The sequence below is a fragment of the Nocardioides donggukensis genome, assembly GCF_014842875.1.
GTDB classification, from domain to species: Bacteria; Actinomycetota; Actinomycetes; order Propionibacteriales; family Nocardioidaceae; genus Nocardioides; species Nocardioides donggukensis.
In genome coordinates, this window is sequence record NZ_JACYXZ010000003.1 from 701,883 (window position 1) to 718,982 (window position 17,100).

At 72.5% G+C, this 17,100-nt stretch carries 19 protein-coding genes and 1 pseudogene; 9 read left to right on the forward strand and 11 right to left on the reverse strand.

Annotation, left to right across the window (positions count from 1 at the left end; all coding sequences use genetic code 11):
• Positions 1-50 precede the first annotated feature (50 nt).
• The 4 genes from hflX to miaA all read right to left on the reverse strand — a co-directional run bounded on the left by hflX (position 51) and on the right by miaA (position 4,172).
• Positions 51-1,529, reverse strand: coding sequence for a GTPase HflX (hflX, locus tag IE331_RS13530; protein ID WP_192143927.1), 1,479 nt, complete (start codon positions 1,527-1,529; stop codon positions 51-53).
• A gap of 162 nt (positions 1,530-1,691) precedes the next feature.
• Positions 1,692-2,543, reverse strand: a complete 852-nt coding sequence (gene dapF, locus IE331_RS13535; RefSeq protein WP_192143928.1) for a diaminopimelate epimerase — start codon at positions 2,541-2,543, stop codon at positions 1,692-1,694.
• A 9-nt stretch (positions 2,544-2,552) separates the two neighbouring features.
• A complete protein-coding gene (locus IE331_RS13540; RefSeq protein WP_192143929.1) occupies positions 2,553-3,101 on the reverse strand; it encodes a dihydrofolate reductase family protein in 549 nt (182 codons plus the stop codon).
• A gap of 108 nt (positions 3,102-3,209) precedes the next feature.
• Complete coding sequence (miaA, locus tag IE331_RS13545; RefSeq protein ID WP_192143930.1) at positions 3,210-4,172, reverse strand: tRNA (adenosine(37)-N6)-dimethylallyltransferase MiaA; 963 nt, start codon at positions 4,170-4,172, stop codon at positions 3,210-3,212.
• A gap of 60 nt (positions 4,173-4,232) precedes the next feature.
• On the opposite strand from miaA, the gene IE331_RS13550 reads away from it, so the two are divergent.
• The 4 genes from IE331_RS13550 to IE331_RS13565 are packed head-to-tail and all read left to right on the forward strand — an operon-like array spanning position 4,233 to position 5,514.
• The gene (locus IE331_RS13550) at positions 4,233-4,436 is read left to right on the forward strand and encodes an antitoxin (RefSeq protein ID WP_192143931.1); all 204 of its coding nucleotides are present in this window, start codon (positions 4,233-4,235) and stop codon (positions 4,434-4,436) included.
• Entirely contained in the window at positions 4,433-4,903 is a 471-nt protein-coding gene (locus IE331_RS13555) for an NUDIX hydrolase (protein WP_192143932.1), read from the forward strand. The genes IE331_RS13550 and IE331_RS13555 overlap by 4 nt, the downstream gene beginning before the upstream one ends.
• Positions 4,904-4,930: 27 nt before the next feature.
• Positions 4,931-5,221, forward strand: coding sequence for a hypothetical protein (locus tag IE331_RS13560; protein ID WP_192143933.1), 291 nt, complete (start codon positions 4,931-4,933; stop codon positions 5,219-5,221).
• Positions 5,222-5,250: 29 nt separating this feature from the next.
• On the forward strand, positions 5,251-5,514 hold the full coding sequence (locus tag IE331_RS13565; RefSeq protein WP_192143934.1) for a hypothetical protein: 264 nt from the start codon (positions 5,251-5,253) through the stop codon (positions 5,512-5,514).
• Positions 5,515-5,524: 10 nt separating this feature from the next.
• Here the strand turns inward: IE331_RS13565 and miaB are convergent.
• Positions 5,525-6,991: pseudogene (gene miaB, locus IE331_RS13570) on the reverse strand (tRNA (N6-isopentenyl adenosine(37)-C2)-methylthiotransferase MiaB); the annotation flags it as partial.
• Between the two features lie 377 nt (positions 6,992-7,368).
• Between miaB and IE331_RS13575 the strand changes: the two are divergent.
• From IE331_RS13575 to IE331_RS13590, 4 genes are all read left to right on the forward strand, one after another.
• A complete protein-coding gene (locus IE331_RS13575) occupies positions 7,369-8,145 on the forward strand; it encodes an amino acid ABC transporter ATP-binding protein (RefSeq protein ID WP_192143935.1) in 777 nt (258 codons plus the stop codon).
• A gap of 53 nt (positions 8,146-8,198) precedes the next feature.
• Positions 8,199-9,077, forward strand: coding sequence for a glutamate ABC transporter substrate-binding protein (locus tag IE331_RS13580; RefSeq protein ID WP_192143936.1), 879 nt, complete (start codon positions 8,199-8,201; stop codon positions 9,075-9,077).
• Between the two features lie 61 nt (positions 9,078-9,138).
• The gene (locus IE331_RS13585) at positions 9,139-9,789 is read left to right on the forward strand and encodes an amino acid ABC transporter permease (protein WP_192143937.1); all 651 of its coding nucleotides are present in this window, start codon (positions 9,139-9,141) and stop codon (positions 9,787-9,789) included.
• Entirely contained in the window at positions 9,786-10,670 is an 885-nt protein-coding gene (locus IE331_RS13590) for an amino acid ABC transporter permease (protein ID WP_192143938.1), read from the forward strand. The genes IE331_RS13585 and IE331_RS13590 overlap by 4 nt, the downstream gene beginning before the upstream one ends.
• 6 nt (positions 10,671-10,676) lie before the next feature.
• Here the strand turns inward: IE331_RS13590 and IE331_RS13595 are convergent, their stop codons facing one another.
• The 3 genes from IE331_RS13595 to IE331_RS13605 all read right to left on the reverse strand — a co-directional run bounded on the left by IE331_RS13595 (position 10,677) and on the right by IE331_RS13605 (position 12,454).
• Positions 10,677-11,147: a hotdog fold domain-containing protein gene (locus tag IE331_RS13595; RefSeq protein WP_192143939.1), complete on the reverse strand. Its 471-nt coding sequence runs from the start codon at positions 11,145-11,147 to the stop codon at positions 10,677-10,679.
• A gap of 99 nt (positions 11,148-11,246) precedes the next feature.
• On the reverse strand, positions 11,247-11,636 hold the full coding sequence (locus IE331_RS13600) for a VOC family protein (protein ID WP_192143940.1): 390 nt from the start codon (positions 11,634-11,636) through the stop codon (positions 11,247-11,249).
• On the reverse strand, positions 11,633-12,454 hold the full coding sequence (locus tag IE331_RS13605; RefSeq protein WP_192143941.1) for a methyltransferase domain-containing protein: 822 nt from the start codon (positions 12,452-12,454) through the stop codon (positions 11,633-11,635). Before IE331_RS13605 ends, IE331_RS13600 begins: the two co-directional genes overlap by 4 nt.
• A gap of 118 nt (positions 12,455-12,572) precedes the next feature.
• On the opposite strand from IE331_RS13605, the gene IE331_RS13610 reads away from it, so the two are divergent.
• Complete coding sequence (locus tag IE331_RS13610; protein ID WP_192143942.1) at positions 12,573-13,058, forward strand: MarR family winged helix-turn-helix transcriptional regulator; 486 nt, start codon at positions 12,573-12,575, stop codon at positions 13,056-13,058.
• A gap of 224 nt (positions 13,059-13,282) precedes the next feature.
• On the opposite strand, the gene IE331_RS13615 is transcribed toward IE331_RS13610, so the two are convergent.
• The 3 genes from IE331_RS13615 to rsmA are packed head-to-tail and all read right to left on the reverse strand — an operon-like array spanning position 13,283 to position 17,007.
• Positions 13,283-15,190, reverse strand: a complete 1,908-nt coding sequence (locus tag IE331_RS13615; protein WP_192143943.1) for an ABC-F family ATP-binding cassette domain-containing protein — start codon at positions 15,188-15,190, stop codon at positions 13,283-13,285.
• The gene (locus IE331_RS13620; RefSeq protein ID WP_192143944.1) at positions 15,191-16,117 is read right to left on the reverse strand and encodes a 4-(cytidine 5'-diphospho)-2-C-methyl-D-erythritol kinase; all 927 of its coding nucleotides are present in this window, start codon (positions 16,115-16,117) and stop codon (positions 15,191-15,193) included.
• Positions 16,114-17,007, reverse strand: a complete 894-nt coding sequence (gene rsmA / locus IE331_RS13625) for a 16S rRNA (adenine(1518)-N(6)/adenine(1519)-N(6))-dimethyltransferase RsmA (RefSeq protein WP_192143945.1) — start codon at positions 17,005-17,007, stop codon at positions 16,114-16,116. The genes IE331_RS13620 and rsmA overlap by 4 nt, the downstream gene beginning before the upstream one ends.
• Positions 17,008-17,100 lie beyond the last annotated feature (93 nt).

Sequence of the window (17,100 nt, forward strand, 5' to 3'; positions counted from 1 at the left end):
GGCGACGAGCGGAAGTCCTCCGCTCTCCCGCCGGCGCCGGTCCGGACGGCTCAGAGCGCGTAGGCGGCGAGCTCCCCGGCCAGGTCCTCGTGGGCGCGACCGGTGACCCGGGTGCCGTCGGCGGTGTGCTCGAGCGACTCGATCTCACCCTTCTGGTGCAGCCGGTTGATGAGGTCGCCCCGCTCGTAGGGCAACAGCACCTCGAACGAGACCTCCGGCCGGGGCAGCTCGGACTCCACGGTCGCCAGCGCCTCGGCGATCCCCTCGCCGGTCCGCGCGCTCACGACCACCGAGTGCGGCTCCCGCTGCCGCAGCCGCGCGAGCACCATCGGGTCGGCGGCGTCGGCCTTGTTGATGACGACCAGCTCCGGGACCTTGTCGGCCTCGATCTCGGCCAGCACCTCGCGGACCGCGGCGATCTGGCCCTCGGGGTCGCTGTGCGAGCCGTCGACGACGTGCAGGATCAGGTCCGCGTCGGCCACCTCCTCCAGCGTCGAGCGGAACGCCTCGACCAGCTGGTGCGGCAGGTGCCGGACGAAGCCGACCGTGTCGCTCATCGTGTAGACCCGGCCGTCGGCGGTCGTCGTACGGCGGGTGGTGGGGTCCAGCGTCGCGAACAGCGAGTCCTCGACGAGGACGCCGGCGTCGGTGAGCCGGTTCAGCAGGGAGGACTTGCCCGCGTTGGTGTAGCCGGCGATCGCCACGCTCGGGATCGCGTTGCGCCGGCGCTCGGCGCGCTTGGTCTCGCGGGTGCCGACCATGTGCTTGAGGTCGCGGCGCAGCTTGGCGATCTTGTCGTTGATCCGGCGCCGGTCGGTCTCGATCTTGGTCTCACCGGGGCCGCGGCCGCCGATGCCGCCGCCGTCCGCGCCGACCCGGCCACCGGCCTGGCGGGACAGGTTGCCGCCCCAGCCGCGGAGCCGCTGCTTCATGTACTGCAGCTGCGCCAGCTCGACCTGCGCCTGGCCCTCCTTGGACTTCGCGTGCTGGGCGAAGATGTCGAGGATCAGCGCGGTCCGGTCGACCGCCTTGACCTTGAGCTTGTCCTCGAGGTTGCGCAGCTGGCTGGGGGCCAGCTCGCCGTCGAGGATCACCGTGTCGGCGCCCGTGGCGTCGACGATCTCCTTGATGCCGTCGACCTTGCCGCGACCGACGTACGTCGCGGGGTCGGGCTTCTGGCGACGCTGGTAGACCGCCTCGAGCACCTCGGAGCCGGCCGTCTCGGCCAGCAGGGCCAGCTCGGCCATCGAGTTCTCCGCGTCGGCCACGGTGCCCTCGGTCCACACGCCCACCAGCACGACCCGCTCGAGGCGGAGCTGGCGGTACTCGACCTCGGTGATGTCCTCGAGCTCGGTGCGCAGACCGACCACGCGACGCAGCGCGTGCCGCTCGGCAAGGTCCTGGTCGCCGGTCGAGGGGGCCTCGGGGTCGGGCTCGTCGGCGTAGCCGGAGGTGAAGGCGTCCTCGTCGTCCCAGCCCGTGGTCGCCTCGAGCTCGGCGTCGAGGTTGAAGTCAGGTGCGTTCGTCATATGCCCACCAGAGTAGTTCGCGGGGTCGAGGGACGCGACGGCTTATCCGGTCCGCCCAACAGCCGCAATTGCGGCCGTTTGACATGGTTTTCCGGCGAAACACTGTCAAAGGGCCGCAATTGCGGCCGTTCGGCGCCTCGTCGGACGGCCGGACCAGGGCCGTCAGAGCGTGCTGGTCCCCCGCGCGACCAGCACCGCCGGGCCGGTCAGCAGGGTCCGGTCGCCGGCGGTCCAGGTGACCGTGAGCCGCCCACCGGGCACGTCGACGGTGTAGGCGAGGTCCTGTCCCGGCGGCCCCGCGTCACCGCCGGCCTCCCCGTCCGCGACGGCGGCCGCGACCATCACCGCGCAGGCGCCGGTGCCGCAGGAGCGGGTCTCCCCCGAGCCTCGCTCGTGCACCCGGAACGCGACGTGCCGCGCGCCGCGGCGGACGACGAACTCGACGTTGACGCCGTGCGGGTACGTCGCGCGGTCGTGCTCCGGCGGCTCCAGCAGCGACCCGGCGTCGTCGAGGGAGCCGACGAACGCCACGGCGTGCGGGTTCCCCATGTCGACGTGCGTCGCCTTCCAGGCCCGCTCCCCGACCGCGACCTCGGAGTCGCCGAGCAGCCGCGGGCTCCCCATGTCGACGGTCATCGTGCCGTCCGCCTCGAAGACCACGGTCTTGACGCCGTCCCGGGTCCCCAGCGGCAGCGGCTCGGCGGGGTCGACCAGGCCCTCGTCGGCCAGGTGCCGCGCCAGCACCCGCACCCCGTTGCCGCACATCTCCGAGACCGACCCGTCGGCGTTGCGGTAGTCCATGAACCACTCGGTGCCGGCGGCGGCGTCGGCCAGTGCCGCCGTCCGGATCACCCGGATCACGCCGTCGCCACCGATCCCGGCCCGCCGGTCGCACAGCGCCGCCACCCGCGCCGCCGGCAGGTCGCCGTGCACGGAGCCGTCGTGGTCGGGCAGCAGCACGAAGTCGTTCTCGGTGCCGTGGCCCTTCACGAAGGGGTACGCCGGGGTGGTCACCGTCCCAGCCTAGGTGGCACGCGGGCCGACGACCGCATAGCGGGCGCAGACGAAGGCGCGGTTCTGCGCCAGCTCGACCAGCCGGAGGTCGAAGGGTCGCGGCAGCAGCGGCCGTCCCGCGCCGAGCGTGACCGGCGCGATCGAGAGCATCAGCTCGTCGAGCAGACCCGCCTCGGCGAACTGCGCGGCCAGGTCTCCCCCGCCGCACACCCAGATGTCCTTGCCGCCGGCCGCCTCGGTCATCTCCGCGTGGATCGGCGTCACGTCCCCCTGGACGAACCTGATGTCGGCGCCGTCCATGCCCTCGAGCTCGGCGTGGGTGACCACCCAGGTCGGCACGGTGTAGCCCCAGCCCTCGCCGCTGGAGCGCAGGTGCTCGCGGACCCACTCGTAGGTCGTGCGCCCCATGACGATCGCCCCGACGCCGGCGCTGAACTCGTCGTAGTTCATCGGCCCCCCGGCGTCGATGTCCTGGACGAACAGCCAGTCGAGCGAGTCCTGCTCGTCCGCCAGGTACCCGTCCAGCGTCGTCGCCGTGTAGAAGATCGTCCGCGTCATCGCCCTCACTCCAGCCCGGATCTCGGTGCCTCGCCGCTTCCCCTTCCTCGATGGTCCCTGACGTTCGGCACCCCGAACAGCCCCGCCGAGGGGCACAGACGTCCGGGACTATCCCGCGAGCGGTCCGGGAGGCCCCGGTGGGAGAGCCGGGAGGGCCGGGAGGGCGGCGACGGCATCGGCCAGCCGGGAGGGGTCAAGCCCGTCCACCCAGGTGATCCGGGGGTCCTTGTGGAACCACGAGTCCTGCTTGCGGGCGAAGCGACGGGTCGCGACCCGGGTCGCCTCGCGCGCCTCGTCCTCGCCGATCTCGCCGGCGAGGTGGCGTAGCACCTCCGCGTAGCCGATCGCGCGGGAGGCGGTGCGCGACCCGGCCAGCCCGCGCTCGCGCAGGTCGGCGACCTCCGCCACGAGCCCCGCGTCGAACATCGCCTCCACCCGGGCGGCGATCCGCCGGTCGAGCGTCTCCCGGTCGACGGCCACCCCGATCTGGTGGGCCTGGGGCAGCGCGTACTCCAGGCGCGGCAGGCTGGCGCTGAACGGGCGCCCGGTCAGCTCGATCACCTCCAGCGCCCGCACCACCCGCCTGCCGTTCGACGGCAGGATCCCGGACGCGGCGGCGGGGTCGCGCTCGGCGAGCCGGCGGTGCAGCACCCCGGACCCGACCTCGGCCAGCTCCTGCTCCAGCGCACCGCGCACGTCGGGGTCGGTGCCGGGGAAGGTGAAGTGGTCCAGCACCGCCCGCGTGTAGAGCGCCGACCCGCCGACCAGCACCGGCACGATCCCCTGGGACCGCAGATCGGCGATCACCGACCGCGCCATGGTCTGGAACTGCGCCACCGAGGCCGTCTCGGTGACCTCCATCAGGTCGAGCAGGTGGTGGGTGATCCCGCGTCGCTGCGCCGGCGGCAGCTTCGCCGTACCGATGTCCATGCCGCGGTAGACCTGCATCGCGTCGGTGTTGACGATCTGCCCGCCGAGCCGCTCGGCCAGGTCCAGCGAGAGGTCGGTCTTGCCCGAGGCGGTCGCGCCGACGACGGCCACGACGGGCGGCAGCGCACGTCGACCGGTCATGGCCGATAGTCTTCCAGCCGGAGGCCACACCGACCGACGAGACCGTCAGGAGACGCGACGATGGGGTTCCTGGACAAGGCCAAGGGCAAGCTCACCAAGGCCGTCGACCAGCACGGCGACAAGATCGCCCAGGGCGTCGACAAGGCCGCCGAGGCGGTCGACAAGAAGACCGGCCGCAAGCACGCGGACAAGATCGCCAAGGGTCGCGACAAGGCCAAGGACGCCCTCGACAGGCTCGACGGGAAGAACGACGACATCCCGTGACCCACGGACGGTTCGTCGTCGTGCCGGCGTCGTACGTGTTCCTGCTGCGCGACGGCGCCGACGGCACCGAGGTGCTGCTGCAGCTGCGGCAGAACACCGGCTTCATGGACGGCCACTGGGCGGCCGCGGCCGCCGGCCACGTCGAGCGCGGCGAGACGGCGTACGACGCGGCACACCGCGAGGCCGCCGAGGAGCTCGGCATCACCGGCCTGACGCTGGAGTTCGTGACCGCCATGCAGCGCACCCGGGGTGGCGAGCCGATCGACGAGCGGATCGACTTCTTCTTCACCGCCCGTCGGTGGACCGGCGAGCCGCGGATCACCGAGCCCGACAAGAGCGCCGCCCTGGGGTGGTACCCCCTCGACGCGCTGCCGGACCCGGTCGTGCCGCACGAGCGGCAGGTGCTGACCGGCCTGTGTGAGGCGCCGCTGCCCGGGTACACCACCCACGGATTCACCGGGGAGTAGGTTCGACACCGAGAGAGGGAGGCCGACATGAGCGACGAGGTCGAGGACAGGCTGGGGCCCAAGCCCGAGCCCTACACCGTCACCCCGCAGAGACTGCCCGGAGGGACCGACTCCCTCGAGGACGACAAGTACGGCGCGGCGCCCGAGGTGCCCGCCGTCCCGGACCTGAACCCGGCCGACAACCCCGCCGTGGAGGATCACGCACCGGAGGAGATCAGCGAGCCGGAGGACAAGCAGCAGGAGCCGGACGACGAGGACGCCGAGGATCAGCAGCCCGGCGCGACCGGCGAGGACGACGAGGTCGAGCCTCCGGTGTGAGCCGCTCGCGGAACGGGTACACCCCTCCCATGAGCAAGTACGACGAGTCCATCCCCAACGCCAACGGGCCCGACGGCGCCGCCGGCGACATGGGCGTCAGCAGTGAGCGCCAGGGGGACGCCGGCCCCGGGCAGGAGGCGGTGACGGACGGGGTCCGCGACACCACCCCGCAGGAGCGCGACCCGGGCGAGGACGTCGCGCCCGAGCAGTCCTCCGGGGGTCCGGAGGAGAACCCGACCGGCCTGCCGCCGAAGTCCGGCTACTCGCGCACCGACCCGCGCTCGAAGGGCTGAGCGCGGCCCGCTACCCGCAGGCCGGCGCGTCCGGCAACGGCGCCGGGACCCCGACGGTGGGCATGCCGAGACCGACGCCGGCCGGGGCCGCCCGTCCGGTGCGCCGCTCCCAGGCGTCGCCGGCCCGGGTCCGGCGGGTGCCGAGCACCGGCCCGTCGGCCACGAGGTGGTGCGGCGCGGCGTAGGTGATCTTGACCGTGACCATGTCTCCGGGCCGGAGGTCGTCCGCGCCGACCGGCGTGAAGTGGACCAGCCGGTTGTCCGGGCCGCGCCCGGAGAGCCGGTGGGTGGCGGCGTCCTTGCGACCCTCGCCCTCGGCGACCATGAGCTCGACGGTGCGGCCGACGAGCGCCTTGTTCTCCTCCCAGGCGATCTCGTTGACGAGGTCGGTGAGCCGGCCGTAGCGGTCCTTGACCACGTCGGGCGGCACCTGGTCGGGCAGGTCGGCGGCCGGGGTACCGGGCCGCTTGGAGTACTGGAACGTGAACGCCCCGGAGAAGCGCGACCTGCGGACCACCTCGAGGGTGGCGACGAAGTCCTCCTCGGTCTCGCCGGGGAAGCCGACGATGATGTCGGTGGTGATCGCCGCGTCCGGGATGGCGGCACGGACCCGGTCGATGATCCCGAGGAACTTCGAGGACCGGTAGGACCGGCGCATGTCCTTGAGCACCTTGTCGGAGCCGGACTGCAACGGCATGTGCAGCGACGGCATCACGTTGGGCGTCTGCGCCATCGCCTCGATCACGTCGTCGGTGAACTCCGCGGGGTGCGGCGAGGTGAAGCGCACCCGCTCCAGGCCGTCGATGTCCCCGCACGCGCGCAGCAGCTTCGAGAACGCCTGACGGTCGCCGAACTCCACGCCGTACGCGTTGACGTTCTGCCCCAGCAGGGTCACCTCGGTGACGCCCTCGGCGACCAGCGCCTCGATCTCGGCGAGGATCTCGCCGGGGCGGCGGTCCTTCTCCTTGCCGCGCAGGCTCGGGACGATGCAGAACGTGCAGGTGTTGTTGCACCCGACCGAGATCGAGACCCACGCGGCGTACGCCGACTCGCGCCGGGTCGGCAGCGTCGAGGGGAAGACCTCGAGCGACTCGAGGATCTCGACCTGCGCCTCCTCGGCGACCCGCGCCCGCTCGAGCAGCACCGGCAGCGAGCCGATGTTGTGGGTCCCGAAGACGACGTCGACCCAGGGCGCCTTCCTGGTGATCACGTCGCGGTCCTTCTGCGCCAGGCAGCCGCCGACCGCGATCTGCATGCCCGGTCGCCGGGCCTTCACGGGCGCGAGGTGGCCGAGGTTGCCGTAGAGCTTGTTGTCGGCGTTCTCGCGCACCGCGCAGGTGTTGAACACGACGACGTCAGCGGGGTCGGCCGTGTCGTCCTTCGGCGCCGGCACGTAGCCGGCGTCCTCCAGCAGGCCGGTCAGCCGCTCGGAGTCGTGGACGTTCATCTGGCACCCGTAGGTGCGGACCTCGTAAGTGCGCGGCGCGGCATCGCCCGTCGAGGGTCGAACCCCCGCGAGCGTCTCCCCGCTGGTTGAGGAGCGAGCGCCAGCGAGCGTGCCCCCGCTGGTTGAGGAGCGAGCGCCAGCGAGCGTCCCCCCGCTGGTTGAGGAGCGAGCGCCAGCGAGCGTCTCCCCGCTGGTTGAGGAGCGAGCGCCAGCGAGCGTCTCGAAACCCGGCGAGCTCGATGCGGTCTCAGGTGTGGCAGTCATGACCGGACAAGGGTACGGCGCGGGCCGGCCCCGGCCCCAACCCCAGTGGGGCACCGCCCCCGTCGGGTCACATTTGGGTCGAGATCGCGCCGCTCGCCCCTAGGTGATGGCCGAACCCCGGGGGATGCGGTTAGGTTGCTGCCATGACGGTGACCGAGCAGGAGTCCACGTCGGCGGCACCCGGCGAAGCGCTGGTGGTCCTCGACAACGTCAACAAGTGGTTCGGGGACCTGCACGTCCTGCAGGACATCGACGTCACGATCAATCGCGGTGAGGTCGTGGTCGTCATCGGCCCGTCCGGCTCCGGCAAGTCCACGCTGTGTCGTGCGATCAACCGGCTCGAGACGATCGACAAGGGCTCGATCTCGCTCGACGGCACCCCGTTGCCCGAGGAGGGCAAGGAGCTGGCGAAGCTGCGCGCCGAGGTCGGCATGGTCTTCCAGAGCTTCAACCTCTTCGCCCACAAGACGATCCTCGAGAACGTCACGCTCGGCCCGATGAAGGTCCGCAAGAAGGACAAGGCCGCGGCGGAGAAGCGCGCGAAGGAACTGCTGGACCGGGTCGGCATCGGCCACCAGGCCGCGAAGTACCCCGCTCAGCTCTCGGGAGGCCAGCAGCAGCGGGTCGCGATCGCCCGCGCGCTGGCCATGGACCCCAAGGTGATGCTCTTCGACGAGCCGACCTCGGCGCTGGACCCCGAGATGATCAAGGAGGTCCTCGACGTCATGGTCGACCTCGCCGAGCAGGGCATGACGATGGTCGTGGTCACCCACGAGATGGGCTTCGCCCGGACCGCGGCGCACCGGGTGCTGTTCATGGCCGACGGCGCGATCGTCGAGGAGAACACCCCCGAGGAGTTCTTCACCAACCCCCAGTCCGACCGCGCCAAGGACTTCCTGGGCAAGATCCTCAAGCACTGACGCACCACCCTGACCCACCCAGCCCGGGGCCTCCCGGCAACGAAGGAGAGACAATGCGATTCCACAAGACGAAGGCGGTCGCTGTGGCCGCCGGCCTGTCCCTCGCGCTCGCCGCCTGCGGTGGCGACGGTGGGGGCGACGTCGAGGTCGTCGAGGATGCCGAGTTCCCGGCGGGCTCCACCATGGCCGAGCTCCAGGAGGCCGGCGAGATGACCGTCGGCACCAAGTTCGACCAGCCCGGCTTCGGACTGCTCGGCCTGGACGACGTGCCGGAGGGCTTCGACGTCGAGGTCGCCAAGATCATCGCCGGTGCTATGGGCATCGAGGACGACGCCATCACCTGGAAGCAGGCCTCCTCCGACATCCGCGAGCAGGTGATCGAGGACGGCGAGGTCGACATGGTCGTCGCGACGTACACGATCAACGAGGAGCGGGCGGAGCGGATCACCTTCGCCGGCCCGTACTACCAGGCCGGCCAGCAGCTCATGGTGGCCTCCGACAACGACTCGATCGAGGGCCCCGAGGACCTCAAGGACAACCCGGACAGCAAGGTCTGCTCGGTCACCGGCTCCACCCCGTCGGAGCAGATCAAGGAGTACCTCGCCAGCGACGACCAGCTGGTGCTCTTCGACATCTACGACAAGTGCGCCGACGCGCTGAGCAACGGCCAGGTCGACGTGGTCACCACCGACAACGTCATCCTGCTCGGCTTCGTCTCCGAGAGCGACGACGAGTTCAAGCTCGTCGGTGAGCAGTTCACCGAGGAGCCCTACGGCATCGGCATCGAGAAGGGCGACACCGAGTTCTGCGAGTTCATCAACGAGACGCTGCAGGAGAACGAGGACGCCTACGTCGACGCGTGGGAGCGGACCGCGGGAGAGGTCGAGGGCACCGAGACCCCCGAGCTCCCCGAGCCCGACGCCTGCGTCTGACCCGCCGTTCCCGACCGGTGGGGGCGCCCAGCGCCCCCACCGGCTGCCGAGAGGAGTCGCCGTGGAGGCGGTCACCGAGAACCTGGACCTCTACTGGTCCGGCTTCCTGCGGTCTTTGAGCCTGATCGGGTGGAGCCTGCTCGGCTCGCTGGCGCTGGGCACCGTCATCGCCGGCTTCCGGGTCTCGCCGATCGCCTCGCTGCGGGCGTTCGGCACCGGGTGGGTGACGATCTTCCGCAACTGCCCGCTGACGATCGTGCTCTTCTTCATGGCGTTCGGGCTGCCCGAGATCGGCATCAACACCAGCTTCTACGTCTTCGGCATCACCGGGCTCGTGCTCTACACCTCGGCGTTCGTCTGCGAGGCGATCCGCTCGGGCATCAACTCCGTCGACACCGGCCAGGCCGAGGCGGCCCGGGCGATCGGGCTGACGTTCACCCAGACCATGAGCCAGGTCGTGCTGCCGCAGGCGTTCCGCTCCGCGGTGCCGCCCCTGGGCAGCGTCCAGATCGCGATGTTCAAGAACTCCGCGGTCGTCGGTGCCTTCGGCATCGGCGGCGACCTCTACAGCGTCGGGCGGAACCTCACCAGCGCCCAGGGGCTCGCGTTCATCCCGGTGCTGACCGGGGTGGCGATCGGCTACCTCATCATCACCCTGTCGGCCGGGGCACTCCTCGCCGTCATCGAGCGGAAGGTGGCGATCGCCCGATGAGCGCACAGTCCGTCCTGTACGACGTCCCCGGCCCCCGCGCGCGCCGTCGCGCCCGGATCGGCACGATCCTCGCCCTGCTCGCCTTCGCCTTCCTCGCCTTCGTCGCCATCCGCCGCCTGGCCGACCAGGGCCAGTTCGACGCGGACCTCTGGGGTCCATGGCTGAACCCCTCCACCGACGAGTTCGGCCAGGTCTGGTCCCTGGTCGGACGCGGCGCGCTGGCCACCCTGATCGCCGCCGCCCTCGCCATCGCCCTGTCGATGGTGCTGGGCGTGCTGCTCGGCGTCGGGCGGATGATGCTGGGCAGCGTCGGTCGGGTCCCCCTCATCGGTTTCATCGAGCTGTTCCGCGGCCTGCCCGTGGTGATCACGATCGTGATCGTCTGGCGGGCCACCATCGAGCTCGGCATCAACCTCGACCCGCTGCCCGGCGAGCCCGTGCTGTGGTACCTCGTGATCGGGCTCGCGCTCTACAACTCCGTGATCATCGCCGAGATCCTGCGCGCCGGCGTCGCGTCCCTCCCGAGCGGCCAGGGCGAGGCCGCTCGCGCGGTCGGGATGACCGAGGGCCAGGTGATGCGCACCGTGCTGCTCCCCCAGGCCTTCCGGATCATGCTGCCGGCCCTGATCAGCCAGCTCGTGGTGATCCTCAAGGACACCTCGCTGGCGGCGGTCATCGGGCTGGGCTACCTCGAGCTGCTCCGCCGCGGCGCCCAGATCTACCAGATCCTCGACAACCCGATCCAGAGCCTGTTCATGATCGGGCTGATGTTCATCCTGATCAACTACGCGCTCAGCCGGCTCGCCACCTACACCGAGAAGCGGCTCAGCCAGGCCGGTGACGACCCCACGGCGGCCGAGGCGGTCGTGCCGGCCACCTGAGCCGGGTCAGGCCCTCGGCGGCTTGGGTGTCACCCAGAGCCTGATGACGCCCTCGATGACGACCTCGCCGTCCTCGCGGACGCCGCGGACCCGGACCGGCAGGTCCGGGTCGTCCCCGGCCCACTGCGCGGCGTCGGTCTCGGCGATGCAGGTGATGTCGCTGGTCGCCTTCGCCGTGTAGGCGATGTCCATGCCCTTGGGGATCCAGCGCCGGTCCTTCGGGATGGTCGACTCCGCGAGCGCGCCCATGGCGGCCTCGAGCCCGTTGCAGAGGGCGATCGCGTGCACGGTGCCGATGTGGTTGTGCACCGCGCGCCGCTTCGGGATCACCAGCTCGGCGTAGTTCGGCCGGATCTCCACGAACCGGGGCCGGATCGTCGCGAAGTACGGCGCCCGGCGTGCGAACGCGATCGAGAACAGCCGCTTGCCCTGGGGCAGCTTGGTGGTCGTCTTCCACAGATCCAGGACCGAAGGCATGGCTGCGACCCTAGGGCCGCGACACCGGTCCGCGGAATGTCACCTTCGCCACACCGGGGTGTCAGGTGCCCCGGGCCGGGGCCTCGGTCCTCGCCAGGATCAGGGGGCGAGCAGCTCGACCCGGTTGCCGTGCGCGTCGCGCACGTGCGCGCGCTCGAAGCCCGGGAAGGTGTGCCGCTCAGCCCAGTCGGCCTCGAAGCCCAGGTCGCCCAGTCGGTCCACCACGGACTCCAGCGCCGCCACGTCGTCCAGCAGCAGCGCCGGGTGTGCCCGGCGAGCCGGCCGGAAGTCCTCCTCGACCCCGACGTGCACCTCCACGGTGGCGGCCTCGCCGCCGGAGTCGGCGTACCCACGGAACCAGCAGCCGCCGCGGCCGGCCAGGTCCGTCGGCTTGGGCACCTCGGTCAGGCCGAGGCCGTCCCGCCAGAACCGGCGGGCGGCGTCCTCTCCGCCGGGCGGGCACGAGAGCTGGACGTGGTGCAGCCTCACGCGCCGGTCCCCTTGTGCGCCACGACGAAGACCCGTCGGAACGGCATCACGACGCCCTGCGGGCCGGCTGGGTACGCCGCCCGGAGCCGCTCGCGGAGCTCGGTCGCAAACTCCGTGCGGAGCGGCTCGGGCAGTGCCTGCAGGGTGGGGCGGGCGCCGGTGCCGGAGACCCAGGTGAAGACCGGGTCCTCGCCGGTGAGCACGTGGAGGTACGTCGTCTCCCAGGCGTCGACCTCGCAGCCCAGCTCGACGAGCCGCTCGAGGTAGGTCGCCGGGTCGTGCGAGGAGGGTACGGCGACTCCGGCGAGGTGGGCGGCGTACCGGTCCTGCTCGGCGATCTCCTGGCGCAGCGTGTGGCTCGGCTCGTCGACGTTGCCGGGCACCTGGAAGGCCAGCCAGCCGGTCGGCGTGATGTTGTCGAGGAGCGGGCCGAGCAGGTCGAGGTGGCCGGGCACCCACTGCAGGGTGGCGTTGGAGACGACCACGTCGACCCGGTGCGGCTCGCCCGCCCAGGTGCGCAGGTCGCCGACCTCCCAGACGATCCGGTCGTCGGCGGCGCGGGCGGCCTCGATCATCTCGGGGCTGCTGTCCAGGCCGGAGACGGCGGCGCCGGGCCAGCGGCTCGTGAGCAGGCGGGTGAGGTTGCCGGGGCCGCAGCCGAGGTCGAGCACGGTCTCGGGGTCCTCGGCGGCGATCCGCTGGACCAGGTCGACGAACGGACGGCCGCGCTCGCCGGCGTACTCGCAGTAGAGGCCGGGGTCCCAGGTGTGGGGCGTGGTGGTGCCGCGCTGGTCCGGCCGCCCGGGTGTCGAGTCCATGCCACTCCCTCGTCGTCAGGTCGGGGCCCGGCTGGCTGCCGTCGGCACCCCACCCGACCAGTGTGCGGCACTATTTATCTTGATGTCAAGATTCTCGATGGGCGGTTAGGGTGGTGCCATGCGCGACGAAGTGGACGACCTGGTCGAGGCGTGGCAGCGCGAGCGCGCCGACCTGGACCTGGGGCCGGTCGAGGTGTTCAGCCGGATCAGCCGCCTGGCCCGGCACCTGGACCTGGCCCGGCGGCGGGCGTTCACCGACCACGAGGTCGAGTCGTGGGAGTTCGACGTGCTGGCGGCGCTGCGGCGGGCCGGTGGCGACTACGCGCTCTCCCCCGGCCGCCTGCTCCGCGAGACGCTCGTGACCAGCGGGACCATGACCAACCGGGTGGACCGGCTCACCGCCCGCGGGCTGGTCGAGCGGCTGCCCGACCCGCACGACCGGCGTGGGGTGCTGGTCCGGCTGACCGACGAGGGCCGGCGCCGGGTCGACGGTGCGTTCGAGGCGCTTCTCGACGCCGAGCGCGGCCTGCTGGCCGACCTCCCGGCGCGCGAGCGCACCCAGCTCGCCGCCACGCTCCGCCGGCTCATGGCCCCCTTCACCTGACCCGTCGCTTGTGTCGGCGCCAGGACCGCCGACCCGTCGCTGGTGTCGGCCTCACGACCGCCGACCCGTCGCTGGTGTCGGCCTCACGACCGCCGACCCGTCGCTGGTGTAGGCCTCACGACCCTCGACCCGTCGCTTGTGTCGGCCCGAACCCGGCTCGATCGCGACAGTCCCTGAGGAATGGACCCCTCCGGCTGCCTGAGAGGGGATCGAACGTCCGGGGACTATCCCTCGAGGATCTCCGCCGCCTCGAGCCAGGACTGCTCGACCTCGTCCTTCTCGGCGAGCACCTGCTGCAGCTCGGCGCCGAGGGACGAGAGCCGGTCGTAGTCCTGGGCGTGCTCGGCGATCTGGGCGTTGAGCGAGGCCTCACGCTCGGTCAGCCGGGCGAGCTGCTTCTCGACCCGGGCCAGTGTCTTGCGGGCGGCCCGCTCCTCGGCGCTGCCGGCCCGCGCCCCAGTCGCTCCGGTGTCTGTCACCCCGGCACCCGCCGCTCCGGCTCCGGCTCCGGACGAGGCCCCCGGGGCCGCCTCGGCCCGCCCCGTGTCCACAGCGCCGGCCCCCGCCCCCGACACAAGCGACGGGTCGGCGGCTGTGGCGCCGACACTGGCGACGGGTCGGCGCTCGAGGTACTCGTCGACGCCGCGAGGGAGCATCGAAATCTGCCCGTCGCCGAGCAGCGCCCAGACCGAGTCGCAGACCCGCTCGAGGAAGTACCGGTCGTGGGAGACCACGACCAGCGTCCCCGGCCAGCCGTCCAGGAAGTCCTCGAGCACGGTCAGCGTCTCGATGTCCAGGTCGTTGGTCGGCTCGTCCAGCAGCAGCACGTTGGGCTCGGTGAGCAGCAGGCGCAGCAGCTGGAACCGGCGCCGCTCCCCACCGGAGAGATCCCCGAGTCGAGCGGTCAGCTTGTCGCCGGTGAAGCCGAACCGCTCCAGCAGCGCGGTCGCGGTGACCTCGCCGTCGGCGGTCCTCGTCACCCGCCGGATCGACTCGACCGTCCCGAGCACCCGGGCATCCGCGTCGAGCGACCCCTCCACCGCCGCCCGGCCACGCCCGGACAGCTCGTCGAGGTGCTGGGTCAGGTGCTGCAGCGCCACCGTCCGGCCGTGCTTGACCCGACCCTTCTCCGGCGGCAGCGTGCCGTCGAGCAGGGACAGCACCGAGGTCTTGCCGGCGCCGTTCACCCCGACGATCCCGACCCGGTCGCCGGGTCCGAGCCGCCAGGTCGCGTGCGAGAGCAGCTGCCGGGGCCCGCGGGAGAGATCCACGTCCTCGACGTCGATGACGTCCTTGCCGAGCCGTTGGGTCGCGAAGCGCTGCAGCTCGAGCCGGTCACGGGGCGGCGGCTCGTCCTCGATGAGGGTCGTGGCGGCGTCGATCCGGAACTTCGGCTTCGAGGTCCGTGCCGGCGCTCCGCGGCGCAGCCAGGCGAGCTCCTTGCGCACCAGGTTCTGCCGGCGGGTCTCGGAGGCGGCCGCCTGGCGCTGCCGCTCGGCCTTGGCGAGCACGAACGCGGCGTACCCGCCCTCGTAGGCGTCAACCACGCCGTCGTGGACCTCCCAGGTGTACTGGCAGACCGCGTCCAGGAACCACCGGTCGTGAGTGACCACGACGAGCGCCGACGACAGCGTCGTCACGTGCCCGGCCAGCCAGGCCACCGCCTCGACGTCGAGGTGGTTGGTCGGCTCGTCGAGGATCACCAGGTCGTGCTCGTCGAGCAGCAGCGCCGCCAGCGAGCAGCGGCGGCGCTCGCCACCGGACAGCCCGGAGACCGGCCGGTCCAGCGAGACCCCGGCCAGCAGCACCTCCACGACCTCGCGGGTGGTGGCGTCCGCCGCCCACTCGTGGTCCTGCTTGCCGCGCAGCACCGCCTCGCGCACCGTGTGGTCGTCGTCGAGGGCGTCGCCCTGGTGCAGGTGCCCGATGTGCAGGCCGCGGGAGCGCGAGACCCGACCCGAGTCCGGCGGCTCCAGGCCGGCGATCACCTCGAGCAGGGTGGTCTTGCCGTCGCCGTTGCGACCGACGACACCGACCCGCTCGCCGCGCGCGATGCCGAGCGAGACCTCGGCGAGCAGCGGCCGGACGCCGTACGCCTTCGAGACCTTCTCCAGGTTGACCAGGTTCACCATCTAGATCACTTCCGCTCCGGGGACCGGGCCGTGCGCGAGGACCGTCCGCCCGTACGGCGCCAGCGCGGCCGCCACCTGCTCGGCGTGGGGACCGTCCTCGCAGAGGAACAGGCAGGTCGGGCCGGACCCGGAGACGAGCGCGGCCAGCGCGGAGGCCGCGAGCCCGGCCTCGAGGGGGGCGCCCAGCTCCGGTCGCAGCCGCAGCGACGCCGGCTGGAGGTCGTTGCCGACCGCGGCCGCGAGGTCGCGCACCGAGCCCGCGGCCAGGGCGTCGACGAGCGCGGCCGGGATCTCCGGGTCCGGTACCACCGAGCCGGCGTGCAGGGCGTCGTACTCGGCGTAGACCGCGGGCGTGGACATGCCGGCGTCGCGGGTGAGCACCACCCAGTCGTAGCGGCCGGCGTCGGCGAGGGCGGTGACCAGCTCTCCGCGGCCGTGCCCCGCCGCGGAGCCGCCGAGCAGGCCGAAGGGGACGTCGGAGCCCAGTCGGCCGGCGAGCGCGAGCAGCTCGGACAGCGGCGTGCCGAGCCCCCACAGCGCGTCGCAGGCCAGCAGCGCGGCGGCGGCGTCGGCCGATCCGCCGGCCAGGCCGCCGGCGACCGGGATGCCCTTGTCGAGGTGCAGCGCGACGCCCGGGTCGCCGGGTCGGTCGCGGCCGGCGTGCCCGGCCAGCAGCCGGGCCGCCCGCATCGCGAGGTTCGTGTCGTCGAGCGGCACGTCGTCCACCACCACGCCGTCGCGGCCCGAGCAGGTGAGCGACCAGCCGTCGGCCTCGGTGGCGGTGACCGTCGAGAACAGCGAGATCGCCTGGTAGGCGGTGGCCAGCGGGTGGTAGCCGTCCGGGCGGACCGGGCCGACGCCGAGGTGCAGGTTGATCTTCGCGGGGGCGCGCACCGACACGGAGGACCCCGCGGACCGAGCCGTCATCCCGGCTCCTCCTGCAGCCCCTCGGCGATCCGGGCGAACTCAGTGATCCCGAGCACCTCGCCGCGGGCCCGCGGATCCACCCCCGCGCGGACGATCGCGGCCTCCGCCGCCGGGGCCGACCCGGCCAGGCCCGCGAGCGTCGCCCGGAGCGTCTTGCGGCGCTGGGCGAAGGCGGCGTCCACGACGGCGAACACCTGCTCCCGGCTCGCGGTGGTCGCCGGCGGCTCGCGCCGGGTCCAGGCGACCAGCCCGGAGTCGACGTTCGGCGCCGGCCAGAACACGTTGCGCCCGATGGCGCCGGCCCGACGGACGTCGGCGTACCAGGCCGCCTTGGCCGACGGCACGCCGTAGGTCTTCGAGCCCGGTGGGGCCGCCAGCCGGTCGGCGACCTCGGCCTGCACCATCACCAGCCCGTGCTCCAGCGACGGCAGCAGGGCGAGCAGGTGCAGCAGCACGGGCACCGAGACGTTGTACGGCAGGTTGGCGACCAGCGCGGTCGGCGCCGGACCGGGCACCGAGGCGACCCGCATGGCGTCCGCGTGCACCACCTCGACGGCGTCGACGTACGCCGGGGCGCGCTCGGCGATCGTCGCCGGCAGCGCGGCGGCGAGCACCTCGTCGAGCTCCAGGGCGACGACCCGGCGGGCCACCTCGAGCAGGCCGAGGGTCAACGAGCCGAGCCCCGGTCCGACCTCCACCACGACGTCGTCGCCGGTGATCCGGGAGTCGCGGACGATCCGGCGCACCGTGTTCGCGTCGATGACGAAGTTCTGCCCGCGCTGCTTGGTCGGCCGCAGGTCGAGGGCCGCGGCCATCTGCCGCACGTCGGCCGCCCCGAGCAGCCGCGGGCGGTCGCGTCCGGCGGTCGGGTCGGGATCCGCGGCGGGCATGCGCGTCACCCTAGTGCCGCCGCGCCGACGGTCCCGGCACGGCCCCACTCCACGCACCCGGCGACCCGTCGCCAGTGTCGACCGACAACACCG